General features: G+C 67.0%; 26 protein-coding genes. 11 read left to right on the forward strand and 15 right to left on the reverse strand.

All coding sequences use genetic code 11. The annotated features are described in order from the left end of the window. Positions 1-383: 383 nt before the first annotated feature. Positions 384-1,586, reverse strand: coding sequence for a tyrosine--tRNA ligase (gene tyrS / locus QZ951_RS09405; protein WP_293000295.1), 1,203 nt, complete (start codon positions 1,584-1,586; stop codon positions 384-386). A 315-nt stretch (positions 1,587-1,901) separates the two neighbouring features. Between tyrS and QZ951_RS09410 the strand changes: the two genes are divergently transcribed. After that, the gene (locus tag QZ951_RS09410) at positions 1,902-3,149 is read left to right on the forward strand and encodes a peptidoglycan DD-metalloendopeptidase family protein (protein WP_293000296.1); all 1,248 of its coding nucleotides are present in this window, start codon (positions 1,902-1,904) and stop codon (positions 3,147-3,149) included. A 25-nt stretch (positions 3,150-3,174) separates the two neighbouring features. Further along, a complete protein-coding gene (locus QZ951_RS09415) occupies positions 3,175-4,296 on the forward strand; it encodes an anhydro-N-acetylmuramic acid kinase (protein WP_293000297.1) in 1,122 nt (373 codons plus the stop codon). 59 nt (positions 4,297-4,355) lie between these two features. On the opposite strand, the gene erpA is transcribed toward QZ951_RS09415, so the two are convergent. The 4 genes from erpA to argC form a co-directional block, all read right to left on the reverse strand. After that, complete coding sequence (gene erpA / locus QZ951_RS09420; RefSeq protein ID WP_366943856.1) at positions 4,356-4,715, reverse strand: iron-sulfur cluster insertion protein ErpA; 360 nt, start codon at positions 4,713-4,715, stop codon at positions 4,356-4,358. A gap of 80 nt (positions 4,716-4,795) precedes the next feature. Further along, entirely contained in the window at positions 4,796-5,269 is a 474-nt protein-coding gene (locus QZ951_RS09425; protein ID WP_293000298.1) for a polymer-forming cytoskeletal protein, read from the reverse strand. Continuing rightward, positions 5,266-6,030, reverse strand: coding sequence for a DUF6776 family protein (locus QZ951_RS09430; RefSeq protein ID WP_293000299.1), 765 nt, complete (start codon positions 6,028-6,030; stop codon positions 5,266-5,268). The genes QZ951_RS09425 and QZ951_RS09430 overlap by 4 nt, the downstream gene beginning before the upstream one ends. Positions 6,031-6,057: 27 nt before the next feature. Next, entirely contained in the window at positions 6,058-7,089 is a 1,032-nt protein-coding gene (argC, locus tag QZ951_RS09435; RefSeq protein ID WP_293000300.1) for an N-acetyl-gamma-glutamyl-phosphate reductase, read from the reverse strand. A gap of 77 nt (positions 7,090-7,166) precedes the next feature. Between argC and QZ951_RS09440 the strand changes: the two genes are divergently transcribed. Then, on the forward strand, positions 7,167-7,601 hold the full coding sequence (locus QZ951_RS09440; protein ID WP_366943857.1) for a CopD family protein: 435 nt from the start codon (positions 7,167-7,169) through the stop codon (positions 7,599-7,601). A 112-nt stretch (positions 7,602-7,713) separates the two neighbouring features. On the opposite strand, the gene bfr is transcribed toward QZ951_RS09440, so the two are convergent. Both bfr and QZ951_RS09450 read right to left on the reverse strand, forming a co-directional pair. Beyond that, complete coding sequence (gene bfr / locus QZ951_RS09445) at positions 7,714-8,196, reverse strand: bacterioferritin (RefSeq protein WP_293000302.1); 483 nt, start codon at positions 8,194-8,196, stop codon at positions 7,714-7,716. 142 nt (positions 8,197-8,338) lie between these two features. Beyond that, positions 8,339-8,572, reverse strand: a complete 234-nt coding sequence (locus tag QZ951_RS09450; protein WP_293000303.1) for a (2Fe-2S)-binding protein — start codon at positions 8,570-8,572, stop codon at positions 8,339-8,341. A 218-nt stretch (positions 8,573-8,790) separates the two neighbouring features. On the opposite strand from QZ951_RS09450, the gene QZ951_RS09455 reads away from it, so the two are divergent. Next, positions 8,791-10,989 carry a TonB-dependent receptor gene (locus QZ951_RS09455; protein ID WP_293000304.1) on the forward strand — a complete coding sequence of 733 codons (2,199 nt, stop codon included), beginning with the start codon at positions 8,791-8,793 and terminating at the stop codon, positions 10,987-10,989. Between the two features lie 19 nt (positions 10,990-11,008). On the opposite strand, the gene QZ951_RS09460 is transcribed toward QZ951_RS09455, so the two are convergent. Next, positions 11,009-11,545 (reverse strand): RNA pyrophosphohydrolase, encoded by a 537-nt coding sequence (locus QZ951_RS09460; protein WP_293000305.1) that lies wholly within the window; start codon positions 11,543-11,545, stop codon positions 11,009-11,011. 109 nt (positions 11,546-11,654) lie between these two features. On the opposite strand from QZ951_RS09460, the gene QZ951_RS09465 reads away from it, so the two are divergent. Further along, complete coding sequence (locus QZ951_RS09465; RefSeq protein ID WP_293000306.1) at positions 11,655-12,305, forward strand: HAD family phosphatase; 651 nt, start codon at positions 11,655-11,657, stop codon at positions 12,303-12,305. Positions 12,306-12,456: 151 nt separating this feature from the next. Here QZ951_RS09465 and QZ951_RS09470 read toward each other — a convergent pair whose 3' ends face one another. After that, positions 12,457-12,942, reverse strand: a complete 486-nt coding sequence (locus tag QZ951_RS09470; RefSeq protein ID WP_293000307.1) for a cupin domain-containing protein — start codon at positions 12,940-12,942, stop codon at positions 12,457-12,459. A 23-nt stretch (positions 12,943-12,965) separates the two neighbouring features. Then, on the reverse strand, positions 12,966-13,592 hold the full coding sequence (gene pdxH / locus QZ951_RS09475; RefSeq protein WP_293000308.1) for a pyridoxamine 5'-phosphate oxidase: 627 nt from the start codon (positions 13,590-13,592) through the stop codon (positions 12,966-12,968). Between the two features lie 62 nt (positions 13,593-13,654). Here pdxH and QZ951_RS09480 point away from each other — a divergent pair, with 62 nt between their 5' ends. From QZ951_RS09480 to QZ951_RS09490, 3 genes are read left to right on the forward strand one after another with little or no spacing between them, the layout of a single operon-like run. Next, positions 13,655-14,668, forward strand: coding sequence for an acryloyl-CoA reductase (locus tag QZ951_RS09480; RefSeq protein WP_293000309.1), 1,014 nt, complete (start codon positions 13,655-13,657; stop codon positions 14,666-14,668). A gap of 31 nt (positions 14,669-14,699) precedes the next feature. Continuing rightward, positions 14,700-15,803, forward strand: coding sequence for a cation diffusion facilitator family transporter (locus tag QZ951_RS09485; protein ID WP_293000310.1), 1,104 nt, complete (start codon positions 14,700-14,702; stop codon positions 15,801-15,803). A 27-nt stretch (positions 15,804-15,830) separates the two neighbouring features. Next, entirely contained in the window at positions 15,831-16,310 is a 480-nt protein-coding gene (locus tag QZ951_RS09490) for an N-acetyltransferase (protein ID WP_293000311.1), read from the forward strand. A 48-nt stretch (positions 16,311-16,358) separates the two neighbouring features. Here the strand turns inward: QZ951_RS09490 and QZ951_RS09495 are convergent, their stop codons facing one another. Continuing rightward, positions 16,359-17,207, reverse strand: coding sequence for an EcsC family protein (locus tag QZ951_RS09495; protein ID WP_293000312.1), 849 nt, complete (start codon positions 17,205-17,207; stop codon positions 16,359-16,361). Between the two features lie 196 nt (positions 17,208-17,403). On the opposite strand from QZ951_RS09495, the gene QZ951_RS09500 reads away from it, so the two are divergent. Further along, positions 17,404-18,186, forward strand: a complete 783-nt coding sequence (locus QZ951_RS09500; protein ID WP_293000313.1) for an NRDE family protein — start codon at positions 17,404-17,406, stop codon at positions 18,184-18,186. A gap of 48 nt (positions 18,187-18,234) precedes the next feature. On the opposite strand, the gene QZ951_RS09505 is transcribed toward QZ951_RS09500, so the two are convergent. Beyond that, positions 18,235-19,005, reverse strand: a complete 771-nt coding sequence (locus QZ951_RS09505; RefSeq protein WP_293000314.1) for an SDR family oxidoreductase — start codon at positions 19,003-19,005, stop codon at positions 18,235-18,237. 134 nt (positions 19,006-19,139) lie between these two features. Between QZ951_RS09505 and QZ951_RS09510 the strand changes: the two genes are divergently transcribed. Then, positions 19,140-19,931, forward strand: a complete 792-nt coding sequence (locus QZ951_RS09510) for an undecaprenyl-diphosphate phosphatase (RefSeq protein WP_293000315.1) — start codon at positions 19,140-19,142, stop codon at positions 19,929-19,931. A 17-nt stretch (positions 19,932-19,948) separates the two neighbouring features. Here QZ951_RS09510 and QZ951_RS09515 read toward each other — a convergent pair whose 3' ends face one another. Beyond that, positions 19,949-20,857, reverse strand: a complete 909-nt coding sequence (locus QZ951_RS09515; RefSeq protein ID WP_293000316.1) for a hypothetical protein — start codon at positions 20,855-20,857, stop codon at positions 19,949-19,951. 286 nt (positions 20,858-21,143) lie between these two features. Between QZ951_RS09515 and QZ951_RS09520 the strand changes: the two genes are divergently transcribed. Beyond that, positions 21,144-21,827, forward strand: a complete 684-nt coding sequence (locus QZ951_RS09520) for a type 1 glutamine amidotransferase (protein WP_293000317.1) — start codon at positions 21,144-21,146, stop codon at positions 21,825-21,827. A 10-nt stretch (positions 21,828-21,837) separates the two neighbouring features. Here QZ951_RS09520 and QZ951_RS09525 read toward each other — a convergent pair whose 3' ends face one another. Together QZ951_RS09525 and QZ951_RS09530 are read right to left on the reverse strand one after the other, a co-directional pair. Further along, complete coding sequence (locus QZ951_RS09525; RefSeq protein WP_293000318.1) at positions 21,838-22,548, reverse strand: Fe2+-dependent dioxygenase; 711 nt, start codon at positions 22,546-22,548, stop codon at positions 21,838-21,840. A 90-nt stretch (positions 22,549-22,638) separates the two neighbouring features. Next, complete coding sequence (locus QZ951_RS09530; RefSeq protein ID WP_293000319.1) at positions 22,639-23,307, reverse strand: PepSY-associated TM helix domain-containing protein; 669 nt, start codon at positions 23,305-23,307, stop codon at positions 22,639-22,641. Positions 23,308-23,315: the final 8 nt, after the last annotated feature.

The following is a 23,315-nucleotide window of genomic DNA, read 5'->3' on the forward strand; positions in this document are numbered from 1 at the left end:
TCTTCAAGGCCATAGAGCGATCGATGGGCTCTTACTGCTTTCATCGATGCTCCGTAATGCATTGGCTTGCTGCCAAGCACCCGGAAGCACCCACAAAAATCACTTGTTATTCTGTTAAAGATCAGGCCTCTGGGCTTCCGCGTCTCGCGTCAGGCCCGTCAGCAGGGAGGCGAATTATAGAGGACTTTCATCCCCTGTCAACTCTTTCCGATGAACCCCGAAAGCGCCGACTCCTTCTTCCTTCCCAACCCCCGCAACGGTGGCCGCTGCGAGGGGGCGAATTATAGGGCAGTCCGACGCCCTGTCAACGATTTCTTGCGGGTTTGTTTCAACGCCGCGATATGCCGGCAACGGCACCGTAAAGCCGGCGCGGCCATGCCCGTTTACGCGGCAGTCAGCGTTGCCCTTGCATAGCGTCGCGGGCCGACTTGCAGCAGATACGTGGCACCCGCTTTCAGCATCAGGCCGCGGTCCTCGACTCGCTGCTGATCGACCTTCACTGCCTTCTGGTCGATCATTCGATTGCCTTCACCATTGCTGGCGACGAGACCGCTTTCCTTGAGCAGGGCGGCGAGCGCCATCCCGGCCTCCGGAACCGCAATGAGCACTTCCGGAATGTTCTCCGGCAGCTGGCCCTGCGAGAACTGGGCGATGAATTCAGCCTTGGCGGCTTCTCCGGCCCCGGCGCCATGGAAGCGGCTGACCAGTTCGACGCCGAGCGCCATCTTCACATCACGCGGGTTGGCCCCATCGACGATCGACTGGCGCAAGGCAGCAATCTCGGTCAACGGCAGGAAGCTCAGCAGGTCGTAGTAACGCCACATCAGCTGATCCGACACCGACATGATCTTGCCGAACATGTCCTTCGGAGCATCATTCAGTGCCACGTAGTTGCCGAGCGACTTCGACATCTTCTGGACGCCGTCGAGCCCCTCGAGGATCGGCACGGTCATGATGCATTGCGGCTTCTGGCCGTAGCTTTGCTGCAACTGCCGACCCACCAGCAGGTTGAACTTCTGATCGGTGCCGCCCAGTTCGACGTCGGCCTTCAGCGCCACCGAGTCGTAACCCTGCAGCAGCGGGTAGAGGAACTCGTGGATCGCGATCGGCTGGTTGTCGCGGAAGCGCTTCGAGAAATCGTCGCGCTCCATCATGCGGGCGACGGTGTGCTGGGCAGCCAGCCTCAGCATGCCCTCGGTGCCGAGGGCATCGAGCCAGCGGCTGTTGAACTCGATCGTGGTCTTTTCGGGGTCCAGAATCTTGAACACCTGTTCACGATAGGTCTTCGCATTCTCCTCGACCTGATCGCGCGTCAGCGGCTTCCGTGTTTCATTTTTGCCGGTCGGGTCTCCGATCATCCCGGTGAAGTCGCCAATCAGGAAGATTGCTTCGTGTCCGGCCTCCTGAAATGCCCGCAACTTGTTCAAAAGCAGCGTGTGGCCCAGATGCAGATCCTTGGCCGTCGGATCGAAGCCGGCCTTGATCCGGAGCCGCTTTCCTTCTGCTGCGGCCTTTTCCAGCCTGGCATGCAGGTCCGCCTGCGGGATGACTTCGTCGGTACCGCGCTCGATCTCTTCGATATTCACTGGGGTCTCGCATCGCCAGCCCGAAGACGGCGTGAATTTTGCGGATAGCTGGCGCGACTGCAGGCTTTCGCTATCGGGATGATGTGAAAAATTGCCAATCGCGGCTTTTTGTGTTTTGTTACGGCTGTCGGGATCAGCAAACCAACGAAAATAAAGCGCGATCCACCAACCGACGTGGTACCGGTCAACCTTTGTTTTCGTGGAAAAAATATGCCTTTCGATTATAGCTCCGCAGGCGGGGCCAGGGTCTCGTCACTGCGGAGGATCGGCGTCATCGCCGCATTCCTCGGGGTTTCCGCCGCTGCCGTCGTTGGCTTGCGCCCGACTTCCAGCATCGCCGAAGTGGCCAGCGCGGGTCGCGTGGTGCAGCCGGAAAAGATTCCGCTGCCGGTCGTCCCGAACCCGGCATTCGAAGACATCATCCAGAACGCGGTGACGGACGCGCTCGCGGTCCCCGAGCCGGCCGCGTGGACCCGCGTGATCGTGGCGCGCGGCGAGACGTTGTCGAACATCTTCGAAGACGCGGGCCTGCCGCCGCAGGACTGCCTGCTGATGACCCGTCTTGGCGGCGACAGCAGCAGCCTGAAGAAGCTCCGCGCCGGCGATGCCCTGAATCTCCGGATCGTGTCCGGCCGGCTCGAAGAGCTGACCTACGCGATAGATGAAACCCGCACCCTGAGCGTGCGCCGTCGCGGCGTCGGCTACGAGTCGACGACCTTGACCGCCGCGCTGCAGCGTCGGCCGGCCGAAAGCGTCGGCGAAATCCGCAACTCGCTGTTTGCCGATGGCCGCAAGGCGGGCCTGTCGGATCGCATGATTCTCGAGTTCGCCGACATCTTCGGCTACGACATCGACTTCGCTCAGGATCTGCAGGAAGGCGACCGCTTCGCAGTGGTCTACGAAAACATCCTGAAAGACGGCAAGAAACTGCGCGAAGGTGACATCCTTGCTGCCGAGTTCAGCAATCAGGGCAAGACCTACCGCGCCGTGCGCTACGTCGACCCGGAAGGTCGTGCCGGCTACTACACGCCGGATGGCCAGTCGCTGCGCAAGGCGTTCATCCGCACGCCGGTCGACTTCGTCCGCATCAGTTCCGGCTTCAATCTGAAGCGACTGCACCCGATCCTGAACATCATCCGCGCCCACAAGGGTGTCGATTACGCCGCCGCCACCGGCACGCCGGTGCATACGACCGGCGACGGCAAGATCGAGTTCATGGGGAAAAAGCAGGGCTACGGCAATGTCATCGTCGTTCGGCACAGCGGCCAGAACGAAACGCTGTACGCGCATCTGTCGCGTTTCAAGCCGGGCGTGAAGGTCGGTGCCAAGGTGCGTCAGGGCCAGGTCATCGGCTTCGTCGGTCAGAGCGGTCTGGCCACCGCGCCGCATCTGCACTACGAATTCCTCGTCAACGGCATCCACCAGAACCCGGTTACCGTGAGCCTTCCGCGCGCGATTCCGCTGAATCCGTCGGTGCTCGCCAAGTTCCGCGAGACGACCTCGCCGCTGGTCGCAAAGATCGACGAACTGAGCAACCGCAGCGTCGCCAGCCTGAACCGCTGAAGCTCGCGCGGCGCTGCAACCGGCGATGTCCGAGCACTACCTCGGCCTGATTTCAGGCACCAGCGCCGATGGCATCGACGCTGTCATCGCCGAGTTCGAGGCTGATCGCTTCGTCGGCCTCAAGGCGACGCATCAGCACCATTACGCGCCCGAACTGCGGGCTCGGCTGCTGCAGCTTTCGATCGACCAGCCCGAATTGTCGATGCGCGAGTTCTGCGCGCTCGATGCCGCGGTCGGTGATGCGTTCGCCGACGCTGCGCTCGCCATCCTGGCCGCCAGCGGCGTCGATGCCGGTGCCATCACCGCCATCGGCAGCCACGGCCAGACCGTGTTCCACGACGGCCCGGCGCGGCTGACCCTGCAGTTCGGCGATGCCAATCGCATCGTCGCGGCCACCGGCATCGCCACCATCGCCGATTTCCGCCGCATCGATCTGGCGCTCGGCGGGCAGGGCGCGCCGCTGGTGCCGGCTTTCCACCAGGCCGTCTTCTCGAAGTTCGGCGAAGCGCGCTGTGTGCTGAACCTCGGCGGCATCGCCAACATCACGGTGCTCCCGGGCGCTTCCGGACGCCCGGTGCGTGGCTTCGACACCGGCCCCGCCAACGGCTTGATTGACGAGTGGATGCAAGTGCAGCGCGGCCAGCCCTTCGATGCCAACGGCAGCTTCGCCGCGTCCGGTCAACCGATCGCGGCACTGGTCGACGCCTTGCTGGGCGATCCGTATTTCGCCCTGCCGGCGCCCAAGAGCACGGGCCGTGACTATTTCCGGCTGGACTGGGTGCGGCGGCGGTTTCCCGGGCTCGCCCTGCTGGCGCCGCACGATGTGCAGGCCAGCCTGGCTGCCGTCACGGCGCGTTCGGTTGCCGATTCCATTCGCGCGGAAATCCCGGATGCGGCCCGCGTGATGGTTTGCGGCGGCGGCGCCCGGAACGGCGAGTTGATGCGCCTGCTGCAGGCGGAACTGCCGTCGGTGGTGGTCGAAACCACGGATGCCGCGGGCTTGGCACCGGAGTGGATCGAAGCCGCGGCGTTCGCCTGGCTGGCGATGCGACGGGTCAACGGCCTGAGTGGCAACCTGCCGGCGGTCACCGGCGCGAGGCGCTTCGCCGCACTGGGTTCGATGGTGCTGGCGCGCGCTTCGCACTGAAACGCGGCACCTTCCACTGCCCGGTCCGCGCCGATGCGGCGGACCGGAATGCGGCAGCTTCAGACCGAGAACGACGATCCGCAGCCGCAGGTCGTGGTCGCGTTCGGATTGCGGATCACGAACTGCGCGCCGTCGACATCATCCTTGTAGTCGATCTCGGCACCCATCAGGTACTGCAGGCTCATCGGGTCGACGAGCAGAGTCACGCCGCCGTTCTCGACCGCGAGATCGCCGTCTTCCAGCGTTTCGTCGAAGGTGAAACCGTACTTGAAGCCGGAGCAGCCGCCGCCGGAGACAAACACCCGCAGCTTCAGCGCCGGATTCTGCTCTTCGTCGAGCAGTTCACGGACCTTGCTGGCCGCCGCCGACGTGAACACCACTTCCGGTTCCGCCATGACTGCACTGTCGTTGCCATCCATCGCCACTCTCCACGTTCCGGACCCGTTGTCGGGCCTTGGGTTTCGACGCGACGCCCGAGGCGCCGCGCCGGAATGCTGAATCAGCCGTGCTTGCTGCGCCGCGCGTCCTGAAGATCCAGTACGGCGGTTTCCGACTTGCCATCCTGCGCCTTCTGGTGCGTCAGCGCCGGCACGTCGCCGGTGTCGTGCACCAGCTGGCCATTGATGGTGGCGCCGGGCTCCATCTGCAAGACCTTGTAATAGACCGTGCCGGTCACCTTGGCCTTCGCGTTCAGCACCAGCTTTTCGCTGGCGCGGACGTCGCCGATCACGGTGCCGTTGAGTACCACGTTGGGCACGCGGACATCGCCTTCGATCACGCCGGTCTCGCTGAGCGACAGCGTCGCCGAACCGTCGGCAGTGCCGGTCGACACCATGCCCTTGATCCGGCCATCGATGTACAGACCGCCGGCGAAGCGGACATCACCGAGGATTTCGGTCTGGCGCCCGATCAGCGTGTCGACCGTGCCTCCCTTGCTGCCGGAACTGGCTCCGGAGCCGAACATGCCTTTCATGAACCTTCGTCCTCCTGAAGAATCTTCGCCCACTCGTACTCGTCTTCGATCGGGGGCTGACCCTCGCCAGCGGGTTGCAGCGCCACTGTGGCGCGCAGCGGGCGGAAACCTTCCGGAAAACGCAGCTGGCCGCTGAATTCCTCGAAATACTTGAACGAAAATAACAGATTTCGGGTGCCGTCAACGCTGAGTTCGGACAGCTTCAGCGTCTGCTTCTGGCCATTGCGCAGCCCTTCGATCGACAGGTCGGCCGAGCCGCCCACGCGCTTCTCGCTGCGCACCGGCTGGATGAAGACGAGGTCGTAGCGATAGCTGTTCGCCGGCGTCCTGAGCTTGCTCACCCGGAACTCGTAGACGCGGACGCCGGCCTGCGATTCCTGCGGCGAGACGATGCCGCGGTAGAACGCGAGCTGCTCGCGCAGATCGGACGACTCCGCCTGCAGCTGCGTCAGCGACTGCTTCACGGCCTTGCAGGCGCTGCCATCGATTTCCTGCGAGCGGCTCAGGTAGGCCACCTGATCGCGCAGCGCCTCGGCCTGCGCCCGGGCGGCGCGGAGGTCGCGCGTCAGCTGTCGGCGCTCTTCGATCAGGCGATCACGCTCGCTGGTGGCGGCGGCGAAATCCGACACCGTCGTCGCCCGCGTGTAGCGATACAGGCCGAACGCGCCGAGCAGCAGCGCCACGACCGACACCACGACCAGCACGCGGCGTCGAGCCGGCTGATCGGTGGTGATGACGATGCGGTGACGCGAGTCGGCCATCGGCAGTCGATCCGGCCGCTGCCGCGCTTACGGCGCGAGCGGAATCGTGTCGAGCGCGGCGCGCTCGTCGAAACCGAACATCAGGTTGAAGCACTGCACGGCCTGACCGGCCGCACCCTTGACCAGATTGTCGATCGCCGACAGCACCACCACCGTGGCGCCGCCCTGCGGACGATGCACCGCGATGCGGCACAGGTTGGAGCCGCGCACCGAGCGCGTTTCCGGGTGTGCGCCCTTCGGCAGCACGTCGACGAACGGCTCATCGCGGTAGCGCGCCTCGAACAGCGCCTGCAGGTCGACATCGGTCTTCCGCAGCGTGCCATACAGGGTGGCGTGAATGCCGCGGATCATTGGCGTGAGGTGCGGCACGAAGGTCAGCCGCACCGGAGCGTTCGCGGCCCGGCGCAGGCCCTGCTCGATTTCCGGCAAATGGCGATGCCCGGCCACGCCGTAGGCCATCAGCGTGTCCGCCGCTTCGGCGAACAGCGAGGCCACTTTCGCCTCGCGCCCGGCCCCGCTGACGCCGGACTTGCAGTCGGCAATCAGGTTCGAGGTGTCGATCAGGCCGGCCTCGATCAGCGGCAGGAAGCCGAGCTGCGTCGCGGTCGGATAGCAGCCGGCCGCAGCCACGAGCCGGGCGCTGCGGATCGCGTCGCGATTCACTTCCGGCAGCCCGTAGACCGCTTCTTCGAGCAGTTCCGGGCTGGCGTGATCGTGCGCGTACCAGCGCTTGAACACTTCGGCATCGCGGATCCGGTAGTCGGCGGACAGGTCGATCACCCGGACGCCGCGCGCGATCAGCGCCGGTGCCAGCTTCATCGACGTGGCGTGCGGCGTGGCGAAGAACACGGCCTGACAGGCCGACAGGGCGTCGTCATCGGGTGCCGAGAAGCTCAGATCGACCCGGCCACGCAGATGCGGGAACCAGGCGTCGGCACGCTTGCCGGCCTCGGCGCGCGAGGTCAGCACGCGCAGGCGCACACCCGGGTGCAGCGCCAGCAGCCGCAGCAGCTCGGCACCCGTGTACCCGGTACCACCGACGATTCCGACTTCGATCACGACGCGCGCGCCCTCTGCCCACAGAACGGGGGCGACGATGATACCGTGCGCCATCCCCACAAGTGATGGCGCGCGCAATGCTCTGGATGAAGGCGTTTCATGTGATTTTCATGGTGTCGTGGTTCGCGGCGCTGTTCTATCTGCCGCGCCTGTTCGTCTATCACTGCGACGTCACCGACGACGCCGGCCACGAACGCTTCGTCACCATGGAGCGCAAGCTGTACGGCATCGGCCTGATCGCGATGATCGGCACCTGGGTATTCGGCATCGCGACGATCCTCGCCGCCGAACCGGCCTATCTGAAGGCCGTTTACGTCGACATGAAGTGGCTGCACCCGAAGGTGCTGCTGGCGCTGCTGCTGTCCGGCTACTACGGCTGGCTGAAGTCGGTGATCCGCAAGTTCGCCGCCAGGGCGAACACGAAGAGCCACAAGTTCTACCGCCTGATCAACGAAGTGCCGGCCGTGCTGCTGGTGGCGATCGTCATCCTCGTGATCGTCAAGCCGTTCTGATCGGCACGCCGGTCCGGACGACGGTCGTTCCGAACGACCGGGACTCACGAAAAAGCCCGCCTTGATGGCGGGCTTTTTCGTGGCAGCGGAGCGGCCCCGATGGGGCAGCGGTTCAGCTTTCGCCGATCTCGCCCATCGCCGACTGCATGTAGTTCTGCAGGCCGATCTTCTCGATCAGGCCGAGCTGTTCCTCGATCCAGTCGATGTGCTCTTCCTCGCTCTTCTGGATCGCCACCAGCAGTTCGCGGGTGACGTAGTCCTTGACCTGCTCGCAGTGCGCGATGGCATCGCGGTACAGCGGGTGCGCGAGATATTCGAGCTTCAGGTCGCACTCAAGGATTTCCTTCACATCCTCGCCGATGAACAGCTTGCCGAGATCCTGCAGGTTCGGCAGACCGTCGAGAAACAGGATGCGCTTGATCAGCTTGTCGGCGTGCTTCATCTCGTCGATGGATTCGCCGTACTCGTACTTCTCCAGCTTCTTCAGGCCCCAGTTGCCGAAGATCCGGGAATGCAGGAAGTACTGGTTGACCGCGGTCAGCTCGTTCTTGAGCGCCTGGTTCAGGAATTCGATGACTTTGGCGTCGCCGCGCATGATCTGGTCCGGGTTGGAAAGTGCTCGCAGTATAGGCAAGCCACCCGGCGACAACAAGATTAACTTGTTGTTTTTGCTGTTCTTTCGAACGCTTTTGCGTGTGATTCGCGATTCGCGGCGATCACGCCGCGCAGGGCTTGCGTCAGCAGGCGGCCTGCGCGCCGAGCGGCATGCCGAGGTCCAGATTCATCGCCGACGCCGTCGGCAGCGCCGAAAGCGCCTGCGCCAGGGTCGACCGCGCTGCCGGCACGCACTTGCCGCAGCAGGTGCCCAGCCCGGTCTCGCGGCTCAGGTCGCGCAGCGAGATCACATCGCCCTGCTCGACCGAGCGGCGAATGGTCTTGTCGGAAACGGCTTTGCAGACGCAGATGATCATGGGACGAAAGTTAAAGCGTAATGAGAATGATTGTCAATCGATATCGCATCGGGTAACGTTACCCAATGCCGAACGGTTCTCATTTGCAGCACCAATCGTCGGCATCGTGACGTGCCCCGCCGGTCCGGGCGCTCGACACGACATACCGATCGCGGCGCCATCACGGCGTCCGACAGACAACAATAGAGAGAAGGAACATGCAGAAAGAGAGAAGGAACATGCAGAACGCAGGCTGGCTGGGGCTGGTCCTCGCCGTATCGACGTCGGCCACCGCCGCGGACATCGCCGCTCCGGCCCGCGCTGACGACGTTGCCGACGACGCCGGCAGCGATCTCGTCGAAGTCGCGGTCAACACGGCCGGCAAGTCCGAAACGGCGGTCGTGTTGAAGGCCGTGACGATCATCGGCCAGCCGGACGATCTGGCGAAGACCGCCGGATCGGCGCAAGTGCTCGATGCCGACACCCTGCGCGCCAGCCGCGTGTTCACCACGTCCGAGGCCTTGCGCAAGCTGCCGGGCGTCAATGTCCGCGACGAGGAAGGCTTCGGCCTGCGACCGAACATCGGCATCCGCGGCCTGAATCCGTCGCGCTCGACCAAGGTCTTGTTGCTCGAGGACGGCATTCCGGTCACCTACGGCGTCTACGGTGACAACGCCAGCTACTACCACCCGCCGATCGAACGCTTCGACCGCGTGGAAGTGCTGAAGGGCGCGGCCGTGAACCTGTACGGCCCGCAGACCATCGGCGGCGTCATCAACTACATCACGCCGATCCCGAGCCAGGACCTGAGCGGCGAACTGTCGCTGGCCGGCGGCAATCGCGACTACTTTGCCGGCCACGGCTCGGTGAGCCTCGGCGGCCATCGCTTCGACTACGTGCGCAAGCAGTCCAATGGCGCCCGCGACAACACCGATCTGGCGATCGACGACGTCAACTACAAGGGCGTGGTCGCGGTCACCAAGGACCACACGCTGATCGCCCGCGGCAACTACTACCGCGAGAACTCGCAGGTCAGCTATTCGGGCCTGACCGACGCCGAATACCGCAACTTCGGCGCGCGCTACAACCCGTTCGAGAACGACTACTTCGATGCCTACCGCTGGGGCGCATCGCTGACCGATGACTGGACGATCGGCCGCGCGCGCCTGACCACGAACCTCTACTTCGCGAACTTTTCGCGCGACTGGTGGCGCCAGAGTTCGACGACCACCGATACCCAGTGCGGCACCGCCTTCCGCGATGCCCGCCTCGCTGGCGCGGCCGTCGATTCCAACGCCTGCAATTCCGTGCAGGGCCGTCTGCGCGACTACTACAACGCCGGCATCGAACCGCGCCTGACCCTGCCGTACACCGCGTTTGGCCTCGACAACACGCTGCAGACCGGCGTCCGCTACCACTTCGAGACCCAGGATCGGCTGCAGGTCAACGGCACGAGCCCGACGGCCCGCAACGGCACGGTCGTCGAGAACAATCAGCGCGATACCGATGCGGTCAGCGGCTACGCCCAGAACGAAGTGAAGATCGGCGCATTCACGTTCGCGCCGGGCATTCGCGTCGAGCACGTCAACTACGAGCGAACCAATGCCCTCACCGGCGCTGACGGCAAGAGCGATCTGACCCGCGTGCTGTACTCGTTCAGCGGCTCGTACGCGCTGACCGACAAGACCACGTTCTATACCGGCGTCCACAAGGGCTTCGCGCCGCCGCGCACCGAGGACATCGTCGACAACAGCGGGGTCGCGGTCGACGTCAGGGCCGAGTCGAGCGTCAATTTCGAAGCCGGCGTGCGGTCGCGGCCGATCCACGGCATCAGCGTCGAAGGCACCTATTTCCGCAACGATTTCAACAACCAGATCGCGGTCGGCAGCATCGCCGGCGGCGTCCCGCTGGCGGAAGGCAAAACGCTGTACCAGGGCTTCGAACTGAGCGGCCGTGCCGACTTCGGCCGCTGGCTGAAAGGGCCGCACAACCCGTTCTTCGAACTGGCGTGGACGGCCCTGCCGACCGCCGAGCAGAAGAACACGCTGACCCAAGTGGTCAACGGCGCTGCCGTCGCCGGCTCGGCGCCGGGTCGCCGTCTGCCGTATGCCGCGCGTCACACCGTGACGTCGACGCTCGGCTACAGCCACAGCGGCGGTTTCGAAGGCCGACTGGAAGCGGTCTACATCGGCCAGCAGTTCAGCGATTTCGCGAACACCGACACGCCAGCGGCGAACGGCAACGGCCTGAGCGGCAAGATCTCCGGCGCAACGGTGTGGAACCTGGCGCTGAACTACACGGTGCCGAACACCGGCTTCGGCGTGTTCTTCACGGTGAAGAACCTGTTCGATCACACCTACATCGTCGAACGCACCCGCGGCATCGTGCCGGGAGCGCCGCGCTTGGTGCAGGGCGGTGTCGAGTACCGCTACTACTGAGTGGGACTATGGAGCGGGACTACGGAGCAGGGTTGCCGACCCGGTCGACCGTTCCGGTCGGACCGGCGGTTCCCGGCTGGGGCGGCGCACCGATCAGCGGCGCCAGCTCCTTCAATGCGCCGCGATAGACCTCGCGCTTGAACGACACCACCTCGCTCAGCGGGTGCCAGTAGTCGACCCAGCGCCAGTGATCGAACTCCGGCTTGTCGGTGCGGGTGAAGCAGACCTTCGATTCGCAGCCGGTCAGTCGCAGCAGGAACCACTTCTGCTTCTGGCCGATGCACAGCGGGCGGCGACCGCGCCGGATCATCCGCGACGGCAGGCGATAGCTCAGCCAGCCGGCGGTGACCCCAAGGCATTCGACATGCTCTTCGAGCAGGCCGAGTTCTTCCTCCAGTTCGCGATACAGCGCCGCTTCCGGCGATTCGCCGAACTTGATGCCGCCCTGCGGAAACTGCCAGGCGTCCTGGCCGATGCGCTTCGCCCACAGCACGCGGCCGTCCGCATGCGTCAGGATGATCCCGACGTTCGGACGAAAGCCATCGGCGTCAATCACTTGGGAGCGGGTGCCATGAAAGATTCACGGAGGATTCTTTCATAGGGGTCCTGCCTGCGGCAAACTGCCGCGCCGGTCACCCTCGCCACTCCGAACGCCCAGTCCCGTCATGAATCTCGCGGTCTTCGATCTCGATCACACCTTGTTGAACGGCGACAGCGACTACCTCTGGGGCCAGTTCATGGTCGCCAACGGCCTGGTCGACCGCGAGTACTACACCCGCGAAAACCAGCGTTTCTATGACGAATACGCGGCCGGCACGCTGGACATTCACGAGTTCGCGGCGTTTTCGCTGCGGCCGCTGATGGACCATCCGCTCGACCGGCTGCTGGCGCTGCGCAACCGTTTCGTCGCCGAACAGATCGTGCCGGTGATCTCGACCCACGCGCCGGCGCTGCTGGACCGGCACCGCGCCGCTGGCGACGAACTGCTGATCACGACCGCGACCAACCGCTTCATCGTCGAGCCGATTGCCGAACACCTCGGCGTGCCGCACCTGCTGGCGACCGAACCGGAACGCGACGGCGAGCGCTTCACCGGCCGCATCGCCCGCTCGAACTTTCGCGAAGCGAAGGTCAGCAACCTGCAGCAGTGGCTCGACGCGCACCCGGTGAAGTTCGAGCGCCTCAGCGGCTACAGCGACTCGCGCAATGACCTGCCGCTGCTCGAATTCGTCCACCACCCGCACGCCGTCGATGCCGATCCGGTGCTGCGCGCCGAAGCCGTAGCCCGCGGCTGGCCGGTGATCTCGCTGCGCTGACGGCGGGTGGCGAGACGCGGGGAACCGTGCTCGGTGGAAATCTGTCGGTCGATCCAGACCGCCGGTTATACCGCCAATCAATCTGTACCTGACCCCAATTATCGGCCTGCCCAATAATTGGGGTCAGACCCCGATTAACGCCGAATGCCGGTCAGTCAGGCCGGAGCAGCGGGCGCAGCGCGTCCGCATGCTGCGGATAGGTGACGAGCAGGTCCGAGGCGCCGAACGCGTGATCGGCGAAGTCGAAGCCGGGGACGACGGCTTCGGAGACCAGCGCGTGGCGCGCGTCGCCGATCAGCCGCGAGGCCTTCCAGACGCCGCCCGGCACGAACAGGAACAGCGACTGGCCCGGCCCGAACCCGAGCGTTTCGCGCCGCAGCACGCCGTGCGCGTCGAGCAGCGTGTACTCCACCGGCCCGCCGCCCTGCAGGTAATGCAGGATGTCCGAGCGGTTGCGGTGCAGGCGGCCGATCGGCTCGTCCGCGGTGAGCAGGTAGTGGATCGAAGTGACGCGGGCGCGCGGCCCGTGGCCGGTGTCGACAACCTGCTCCGCGGTGTGGATGCGGCGGAACCAGCCGCCTTCCGGATGCCGTTCGAGGCCAAGCCTCGTGATCAGCTCATTCGCAGGGCCGGTCAAGCCGGCGACCGCCGCATCGCCGCTCACGGCTCCAGCCGCACCAGGTTCCACGCGCCCGCCGCTTCGCCGCGGCGATAGACCAGCCGGTCGTGCAGGCGGTTGTCGCGGCCCTGCCAGAACTCGATGACCGTCGGCGTCAGCCGGTAACCGCCCCAGTACGTCGGGAACGGCACGACGCCGCCGGCGAACTGCCGCTCGTTGTCGGCGAGTCGGGCATCGAGCGTCTCGCGGCTGTCGACGACCTGACTCTGGCGCGAGGTCACCGCGCCGATCTGCGAGCCGACCGGGCGGGTCCGGAAGTAGGCCTCGGATTCCGCGGGCGTCAGTTGTTCGATCCCGCCTTCGAAGCGCACGCTGCGTTCGAGCCGATCCCACCAGAACGTCGCGGCGGCGAACGGATTCGCCGCCAGCGCGCGGGCCTTGCGCGATTCGAAGTTGGTGTAGAACAGCAGGCCGTCGGCTTCCAGACCCTTCAGCAGCACGACGCGGGCGGACGGGCGGCCATCGGCGTCGACGGTCGCCAGGGTCATCGCGGTCGGTTCGATCATGCCGATCTCGTGCGCGGCATCGAGCCAGAGGCGGAACTGGGCCATCGGGTCGGCAGCCATTCCGGCTTTTCGCAGCGGCGGGTTGCGGGTGTATTGCGGCATCGGTTCAGGGTGGGAAGTCGGGCAGAATAGGTGCCCGATCCTACCCTGCCGGAATCCCTCCGATGACTTCTGTGCCCGCGACGTTCAAGGCCCTGCGCATCCATCAGGTCGACAAGAAGACCGAGGCGCGGCTCGAAGCGATCACCTTGAGCGATCTCAGTGCCGGTCAGGTGGTGATCCGCGTGGCGTACTCGTCGATCAACTACAAGGACGCCCTGGCCGTGACCGGCAAGGGCAAGATCATGCGCGGCTACCCGAAGGTGGCCGGCATCGACCTGTCCGGCACGGTGGTCAGCAGCGAAGTGCCGGACTACAAGCCGGGCGATGCCGTGGTGGTCACCGGCGGCAATGTCGGCGAAGTGTTCGACGGCGGCTTTGCCGAATACGCCCGCGTGCCGGCCGAAGCCGTGGTGCCGCTGCCGCCAGGCCTGAGCCTGCACGAGGCGATGGCGCTCGGCACCGCCGGCTACACCGCGGCGCTCGCGCTGCGCCGCATGCTCGAAAACCACCAGACGCCGGATCTGGGCCCGATCGCCGTCACCGGTCCGACCGGCGGCGTCGGCTCGATCGCGATCGCGCTGTTCAAGCGCGCCGGCTTCACCGTGGCCGCGATCACCGGCAAGCCGGGCGCCGAAAAGTATCTGCGTGACCTCGGTGCCGACGAGATCGTCGACCGCAACACGCTCGATGTCGGCAGCAAGCCGCTCGAAACCGCGCGCTGGGGCGGCGCCGTCGACAACCTCGGCGGCGACACGCTGGCCTACCTCACCCGCACCGTGAAGCCCTGGGGCACGATCGGCGCGATCGGTCTGGCGCAGGCGCCAACGCTGTCGACCACGGTCATCCCGTTCATCCTGCGCGGCGTCAGCCTGCTCGGCATCTGGTCGGTGGAATGCCCGCGCAGCTGGCGTCTGGCGATCTGGGATCGCCTTGCTGGCGACTGGAAGCCGAACGGCCTGACCACCTTGATCGCCCCGCGCACGGTGACGCTCGACGACGTGCCGGCCGTGGCCGAAGAACTGGTCGCCGGCAAGGCGCAGGGCCGGGTCGTGGTCCGCATCGGCAGCGATCTCTGATCCGGCGGTCGACGTCGCCACGCCCCGCGCCATGAGCCAGCCCCGCGATCCGCACGCCGGTCATGATCACGACCACGGCCACGGCCACGGCCACGGGCATGACCACGGGCATTCGCATGATCACGGGCACGACCACGCGCACGCGCCGGCCGCTGCCGCCAAGGCAAAGCCGGCGGCCAAGGCCCATTCGCACGACCATCGCCACGGACATGGTCACAGTCATGGCCATGGCCATGGCCACGGCCACGGCCACCACCACGGCAGCAGCAACGAGACGCGGCTGCGCTGGGCGCTGATCATCACGGCGGTGTTCTGCGTCGTCGAAGTCGCGGGCGGCGTTGTTTCCGGCTCGCTGGCGCTGATCGCCGACGCCGTGCACATGCTGACCGACGCCGGCTCGCTGCTGCTGGCGCTGGTCGCGCTGCGCATCGCGAAGAAGCCGGCCGACGCCCTGTTCTCGTATGGCCGCGCCCGCTACGAAGTGCTCGCGGCGTTCGTCAACGGGCTGGCGCTGCTGGTGTTGAGCGGCTGGATCGTCGTCGAATCGATCCAGCGGCTGATCGTGCCGGAGCCGGTCGTCGGCAGCACCATGCTGCTGGTCGCGCTGCTCGGCTTTGCCGCGAACCTCGTCAGCTTCCTCGTGCTGCGCGATGGCGAGGATTCGCTGAACCTGCGCGGCGCGATGCTGCACGTGCTGGGCGATCTGCTCGGCTCCGCCGCAGCAGCGGCGGCAGCGGTGGCGATCATGCTGACCGGCTGGACGCCGATCGACCCGATCCTGTCCGGCTTCGTCGCGCTGCTGATCCTGAAGGGCGGCTGGCGCGTCACCCGCGAATCCGCCCACATCCTGCTCGAAGGCGCGCCGCACGATCTGGATGCCGAAACCGTCGCGCTCGATCTCGCGGCCAGCGTGCCCGGCGTCACCGGCATTCACCACCTGCACGCCTGGTCGCTGACCGACAAGCACCCGGTGATGACGATGCACGCCGTGCTCGCCGAAGGCACCGACCGCGACGCCGCCCTCTCCGCGATCCAGCAGCGCCTGCATGCCCGCTATGGCGATGTCCACGCCACCGTGCAGATCGAGCAGGTGGCCTGCGCCGGCGGTGGCTGCGGCGGCGTCACGCCGCACTGATTCGTGCCGATGGCGGATGCCGTCGACGTGACTGCCAACGCAGCTGAAAAAGCGCCCGGCCTGATTCGCCGCGCTCGTCCTGCCGATGCCGCCGCGATCCTCGCGCTCGAGGCGATCTTTCCGTCCGACCGGATGACGATCCGCTCGATCCGCCGCTTCCTGCGCGTGCCGAGCGCGAACGTCTGGATCGCCGAGCGCGACGGCACGGTCGTCGGCAACCTGATCTGGCTGCGCCGCGCCGGCAGCCGCGCCGCCCGCATCTACTCGGTGGTCGTCGCCCCGGAAGCGCGTGGGCTGAAGCTCGCTCAGCGGCTGATCGCCGCGATGGAATCCGACGCGGCGAATGCCGACTGCACGACGGCAACGCTCGAAGTACGCGCGGACAACGCGGCTGCCCGCGCGCTGTACGCCCGGTTGGGCTATGCCGAAACCCGGACCCTGCCCGGCTATTACGATGACGGCGCCGATGGGCTGCGGCTGGAAAAGGCGCTGCTCCCGGCACGATGAGCACCGATTCCGTCAAGTTGACGACGGATCAGGATAAATGCACGCCGATCACGCTGCGCCGTCTCGCGCTGCCGGCAAAGCCAGCAAGGCTTCCGGCGTCGTGCCGCGATAGCGCCGCTGCAGCCAGCGCAGCTGGAAGCCGACTTTCGCCGCTTCCGCGACTTCGTTCAGATACCAGGCGTTGACCGCGCCGCCGACCAGCGCGCCGATCACCGGCACCGCACTGCCGGCCTTGCGCAGGCCCATGCGGCGGGTGAACGCCCCGGCGAGGTTGGTCAGGCTGAACACGGCGGCTTCCTTGGCCAGTTCGCGTTCGGCAGTGCGCTCGAGGCCGTCGCGGACGGCGGCGGCGCGCGTTGAAACGTCGTGTTCGAGCGCCGCCAGCGCATCCCGCTTTTCGTCCAGCGTGTTGGCGGAGGCCATCGCGAACACGGCAATCGGCACGAGGCGCGCGATGTCTTCGCTGCAATCCTCGCCGTAACAGAGCCCGGTGCGGTGGATGACGCGGAAGGTCTGCACCAAGAGCGTCGGCACGTCGGCGATCATGCCGGCGGCACCGGCCACGCCGAACAGGGCGCCGGTACCGCCGGCCAGCACTGTGCCGCGACGCCGGACATGCCCGGCCACCTGGTCGCAGCGCGCCAGATCCTGCGTGCGCAGCGCGGATAGATCGGTGACGCCGGCGCGATCGAGGATCGAGCGGCGATCGGCGACGACGGCGGCGGTGCGTTGCACCTGATCGAGTGCCGATTTCAACCAGTCCGCCGGGATCGCCCGCTGCACCGCCTGCGCCGCCGGCGACAGCGCGCGACCGAAGGCCTGGGTGACGAGGTCCGGCGGGGTGTCGCGCCAGCGCGCGATGCGGCGCAGCTGGTCCAGCTCGTACGGGGTCGGCATCCGGCCTCCGGGGCTCGTGTGAGTGCAGCGACGCCATCCTGACGCAGCGGCGGCCGGCGTGCCGGGTGGGCGGCGGTGCAACCGGCCGTCACGATCCTCGGAACGCAGCACCCGCTGTTCCCTTTTTGGCGGCATCTGTCGTGATTTCAATGGCAACGGTGCCGATCCCGACCCCGATCAGGCATCATTCCGCCCCATGTGCCTGATCGCCTTCGCCTGGAACGCCCACCCCTCGGCCCCGCTCGTGCTCATCGCCAATCGCGATGAATTCCACGCGCGGCCCACTGCGCCGCTGGCGCCCTGGGAGGGCCTGCCGGACATTCTCGGCGGGCGTGATCTGGTCGAAGGCGGCGGCTGGCTGGCGCTCGACCGGCGCCGGCCGCGTCTTGCCGCGGTGACCAACGTCCGCGAACCGGTGCCGCCGAGCGGGCTCAAGTCCCGCGGCGGGCTGGTGCGCGAATTCCTGACCGGCGACGACCTCGCCGTCAGCTACGCCGAGCTGCGCCGGGTCGACGGCAACGACTTCGGGCCGTTCAACCTGCTGCTGTGGGATGGCGAGGAGCTGGTCGTCGCGACCAATCGCCTGAAGCCGCGCTGGGAAACGGTGTCCCCGGGCGTGCATGGCCTGTCGAACGGCGCGTTCGACCAGCCGTGGCCGAAGACCACGCGGCTGAGCGCGGCCTTGTCCGCCTGGCTGGCGGCGAACGACCCGACGGCACCGAATCTGGATCTGGCGCCGCTGTACGCCGCGCTGGCCGACGAGCACCGCCCGGATGACGCCGCGCTGCCGAACACCGGCGTCGGCATCGAGCGCGAGCGCGTGCTGTCGACCGCGTTCATCCGCCTGCCCGGTTACGGCACGCGCGCCAGCCAGATCGTGATCATCGGCGCCGATGGCCGCACGCTGTTCGCGGAACGCCGCTACGGCGAAGACGGTGGCGTGACCGGCGAGCAGCGGATCGAGTTTCAGCGCAACTAGCCGTGCCTGCACGGCGTGCCGGCCACATCGGCGCGCCGTGAGCCTGCCCTACGCGCCGAGCCGCAGCGCCCCATCCACCGGCAGGATCACGCCATTCAGATAGGCCGAGGCCGGCGACAGCAGGAACGCCACTGCGCGGGCGATCTCGTCCGGCTCGCCGAGGCGGCCCATCGGGATCTGCGCCAGCTCCTTGGCCTGCTGCGCCGCCGTCAGGTTGGTCGTTTCCGCCCACAGGATGTGCCCGGGCGCCACCGCATTCACGCGCACGCGTGGTGCGAGCTCCACCGCCAGCGTCTCGGTCAGCGACCACAGCGCGGCCTTCGCGGCGTTGTAGGGCGCGAAGCCGGTCCGGGCATGGCGGGCCAGCGTGTCGAGGATGTTGACCACCGCCGCGCGCTCGCCGAACAGCGGCAGGCAGGCCTGGGTCAGCAGCAGCGGCGCCTTGAAGTTCGAGGCGATCAGTTCGTCGAACAGCGCCGGGGTGATCGATCCCATCGGCGTGCGGCGATAGCCGGAGGCATTGTTGACCAGCGCGTCGAGCCGGCCCCAGTGCGCGTGCGCGTCCACCGCGAGCTGCGCCACGGCGGCATCGTCGGCCAGCTCGGCATGCAGCACGATGGCGGAATCGGCCCGGATCGCGTTCAGGCGGGCGGCCAGCGCCGTGCCTTCATCCTGCGACTGCCGACAGTGGATGACGACATTCATCCCGGCCGCGTGCAGGCGCTCGACGATCGCCGCGCCGACGCGTCTGGCGCTGCCGGTGACCAGCGCCACGCCGGCGAGCGGCGTCAGGGCTTCCTGTGGCTGCGTGCTGGTCATCGTTCGTCCCGTATCCTGTGCGCCGCCCGGAGAATTCCGGAGCGCATTATCGGCCATCGCCTCGGCCTTGCCCGGCACGATGCTCGTGTCGTCCGATGACCCTCCCGCTGTCCAGCCCCATCCAGACCTCGTCCGTGAACGATCTCCTGCAAGTCATCCTGCTCGGCATCATCGAAGGCATCACCGAATTCCTGCCGATCTCGTCGACCGGCCATCTGCTGATTGCCGAGCAGCTCGGTCTGGGCGCCCGCTCGGACCTGTTCAACATCGTGATCCAGGCCGGCGCGATTCTCGCGGTGACCTTCATCTACTGGTCGCGGCTGTGGTCGCTGGCGACCGGCCTCTCGCAGCCGGAAAACCGCGACTACGTGCTGAAGCTCGGCGTTGCGTTCCTGATCACCGTGGTGCTCGGGCTGATCGTCAAGACGCTCGGCTTCAAGCTGCCGGAGGAGATCACGCCAATCGCCTGGGCCCTGATCATCGGCGGCGTCTGGATGCTCGCGGCCGAATGGTTCGCCGGCAAGCGGCCGGACCAGACGCAGATCCTGTGGACGGTGGCGATCGTCGTCGGCATCGCGCAGGTCGTGGCCGGCGTGTTTCCGGGCACTTCGCGCTCGGCCTCGACCATCTTTGCGGCGATGCTGATCGGCGGCGCCAGTCGCGCGGCGGCCACCGAATTCGCGTTCCTCGTCGGCATCCCGACGATGTACGCGGCCAGCGCCTACGAGCTGTACGGCGAGCTGAAGGCGGGAGGCGGCAGCGAGAACTGGGGCAATGTCGCCGTCGGCTTCGGGGTGTCGGCCGTCGTCGCGTTCGTCGCGGTGAAATGGCTGCTGCGCTACATCCAGACCCACCGCTTCACCGCGTTCGCGGTCTACCGCATCGCGCTCGGTGCCGCCCTGCTCGGCTGGGTGGCGACGCGCTGAGCTGCTGCCGTCGAGCGCTAGGGCTTGACCGGCAGCCGCACCAGCGGCGCGTTCAGCCCTTCGCTGGAGACGAACAGCGACAGCCCGTCCGGCGCGAACGTGCCGGCCTCGGCCTGTTTCAGGTGGCCGTAGGCAAGCGCTTCCGGCGTCTGGTTCAGGGTCTCGACCCACGACCGCCCCGGCGCGCGCCGATACAGCAGCACGTCCTTGTAGGTGACGACGAGTACCCGGCCGCCATCCGGCGACAGGTCCAGCGCCGTCGGCTGGCCGAAGAACGCGCCGATGCCCGGATGCAGGATCTGATCGAGCGGCGAGCGCCGTGGAATGCTGCGGACCTCGCCGAGCAGCTCGGGCGTGGCGACACCGACCGGCGGCGTCGCGGTCGGCAGCGGCAGGCGGTACAGGCGCTGCGGGTACTCGCGCTTGGTCAGCAGGATCACCGCGTGATCCACCGGATCGACGGTGATCGATTCGCAGTCGCGCGGGCCATCGGCATAGTGGAAATCGAGCTGCCACAGCAGCTTGGCGTCGCCGCTCCGGCCGGGATCGGTCACCGCGTACAGGGTCACGGCGACCCGGTTGGCCTTGTTGTCGCCGACATCGGCGATCAGCAGCGCCGGCTTGCCGTTCCAGTCGAACGCGGCGATGTCTTCCCAGTCGATCGCGCTGATGCCGGGGATGCGCGTGCTGCCGAGATCTTCGCCATCGAAGCCGATGCGGTACAGCACCGCGCCGTCGCCACTGTCGTTATGGCCCCACAGCACGGTCGGATCGGCGCGGGAGACGGTCAGGCCGCTCAGTTCGTCAACCGCCGCGCCCTGCAGCGTCGCCACCGTCGCGCCTGCACCGGGCTGGGACAGCAGCGCACAGGAATTGAGCAGCAGCACGGCACCGAGCACGACACGCGGCAGCAGGCGAAGCATCATCAAAAGGCTCGAACGGTGGAAGCGGCGGGGAAACGGATCAGTGAGGCGATGGCAAAGGCGTTGGCGATGGCGATGGCGCGCCGCGCACGGCGAGCATCATAACGGCGACCTGCCGTGGCATCGCCAGACACAAAAAACCCGGCCGGAGCCGGGTTAAGTCGAGAAGAGACAGTGTGATTAAAGCAAGATATCTGCCAACTGTTGCCGGGCGATGACGCGAAGGCCGCGCAAGCTGCCTCCAGACCCAAAGCCAAGCCGCTGCCGCCCTCCCGATCAGGACCCGACCATGCGCATCCACTGGCTGCAACACGCTGATTTCGAAGACCTTGGCTGCATCGGGCCGTGGCTCGCCGCGCGTGGTCACGCGGTGACCGGCCACCGCCTGTATGCCGGCGAGCCCGTGCCGGAGGTCTCCGAATTCGACGCCCTGATCGTCATGGGCGGGCCGATGAACATCTACGAACACGACGCGCACCCATGGCTGCGCGCCGAAAAGGCGTTGATCCGCACCGCGATCGACGCCGGATGCCGCGTGCTCGGCATCTGTCTGGGCTCGCAGCTGATCGCCGATGCGCTCGGCGGCGCGGTGACGCGCAACGCCGAGCCGGAAATCGGCTGGCACGCGCTCGATCTGACCGCCGAAGGCCGCGCGCACCCGCTGTTCGCCGACCTGCCGGCGCGCTTCACCGGCTTTCACTGGCATGGCGACACCTACGCGCTGCCGCCAGGCGCGGTCTGTCTGGCCACGAGCGAGGCCTGCGCGCAGCAGGCGTTCGCCTGGGACGGCAGCCGCGTGCTCGGCCTGCAGTTCCATCTGGAAGTGACGCAGGCCAACGCCGAGGAATGGTTCCGGCACGAGGCGGTGTCGCCGTCGCGCTACGTCCAGACGCCGGCGGCGATCCTCGGCAGAACGGCCGCGTTCGCGCTGAACAACGACGCGATGTGCCGGATTTTGCAGCGGTTTTTCTGACGCCGACGGGTCAGGTCGTGGCCCACATCCGCATCAGGTTGTGGTAGCAGCCGGTCAGCCGCGCCAGCTCCGCGCTTTCGCCATGGCGGGCACGCAGCGCGAGGATCGACATGTCCAGCTCGTACAGCAGGCGGCGGCGCTCGTCCTCGTGAACCATGCTTTCGACCCAGAAATACGAGGCCAGCCGCACGCCGCGGGTCACCGGCTGCACCCGGTGCAGGTTCGCGGCCGGGTACAGGATCGCATCGCCGGCGCGCAGCTTGATCGACTGCGTGCCGTAGTGATCCTCGATCACCAGCTCGCCGCCTTCGTACTCGCGCGGGTCGCTCAGGAAGATCGTCACGGCGATGTCGGCGCGCACCTGCGTGCCGGTCGGCGCCCAGGTCCTGAGCGCGGTGTCGACATGGTTGTCGAACTGGTTGGCCACCGTGTCGTAGCGATTGAACAGCGGCGGGAAGATCTTCTTCGGCAGTGCGCCGGTGAAGAACATGACGCTCTGGCCGAGGCTGTCCAGCACCATCGCCCGCGCTGCGCGCGCCGCCTTGCCGTCTTCCGGAAGCTGCCGATTGAGCCGCGCCGGCACGCCGGGCAGCGCGCCGACCGGGCGCTGTTCGCTCCAGTCCGCCTGCTCGATCACCGAGCGGATGCGGGTCACGACAGGGGCGGGCAGCACTTCGGGCACCTTCAGCAGCATCGCGATCTCCAGCGGTCGGGTGCGCATTAGGCATCAGATGCACGCAGCCTGATAGCCGGTAGAAATCACCGACTGTGCGGCAGCACACGCCGCCAACCGCCCGCGACGGCGGCTGCCTCAGAACGCCGACGCGCCGATCACCAGCGCCACCAGCAGCGAAGTCCCGCCGATCACCGCGCCCACGGTGCGCCGCCGGTTGGTCAGCGTCCACAGCGCCACGCCGCTCAGCGACAGCAGCAGGATGCTGCCGGCCAGCGTGTCGATCAGCAGCACCCAGCCGACGCCGAGGCCCACGCCCTTGTGCAGGTTGTTCAAGGTGGCGAAGACGTTGTTGCTGCCGCGCTTGACGCTGACGAAACCGTTGCCGACCCAGTATTCGGCCTGCACCGAGGCCGCCGGCGTGACGAAGCCGACGGTCCAGCGCGCCGGCTGCACCACCGGCTGATCGCCCCAGATCACCTCGCGACCCGGTTCGGCACGGACGCGGCCGGCTTCGCGATCGAGCTTCAGCTCGCCCTGCAGCCACGCCGCCAGCGCTTTCGGGTTGTCCGGGCGCTCGGCCGGCAAGGCCAGCTGCACGGTGTCTTCCTGCGTGTGCGCCGCCGGAATCTTCAGCACGTTGCGGTGATTCAGCAGGATGCCGCTGACCCCGAACAGCAGGCCGAGTGCGGCGCCCCACAGGCCGATCCAACCGTGGGCGGTGCGCAGGAAACGGACGGCGCGGGCGCGGCGATAGGCGGCCGGGGCCGCGGCGGCGGGGGTGGCGGAAGCGGTGGCGGTGCTCATGTCGGGTT

The organism is Nevskia sp. (genome assembly GCF_021732705.1).
In the GTDB taxonomy this organism is placed as follows: Bacteria; Pseudomonadota; Gammaproteobacteria; order Nevskiales; family Nevskiaceae; genus Nevskia.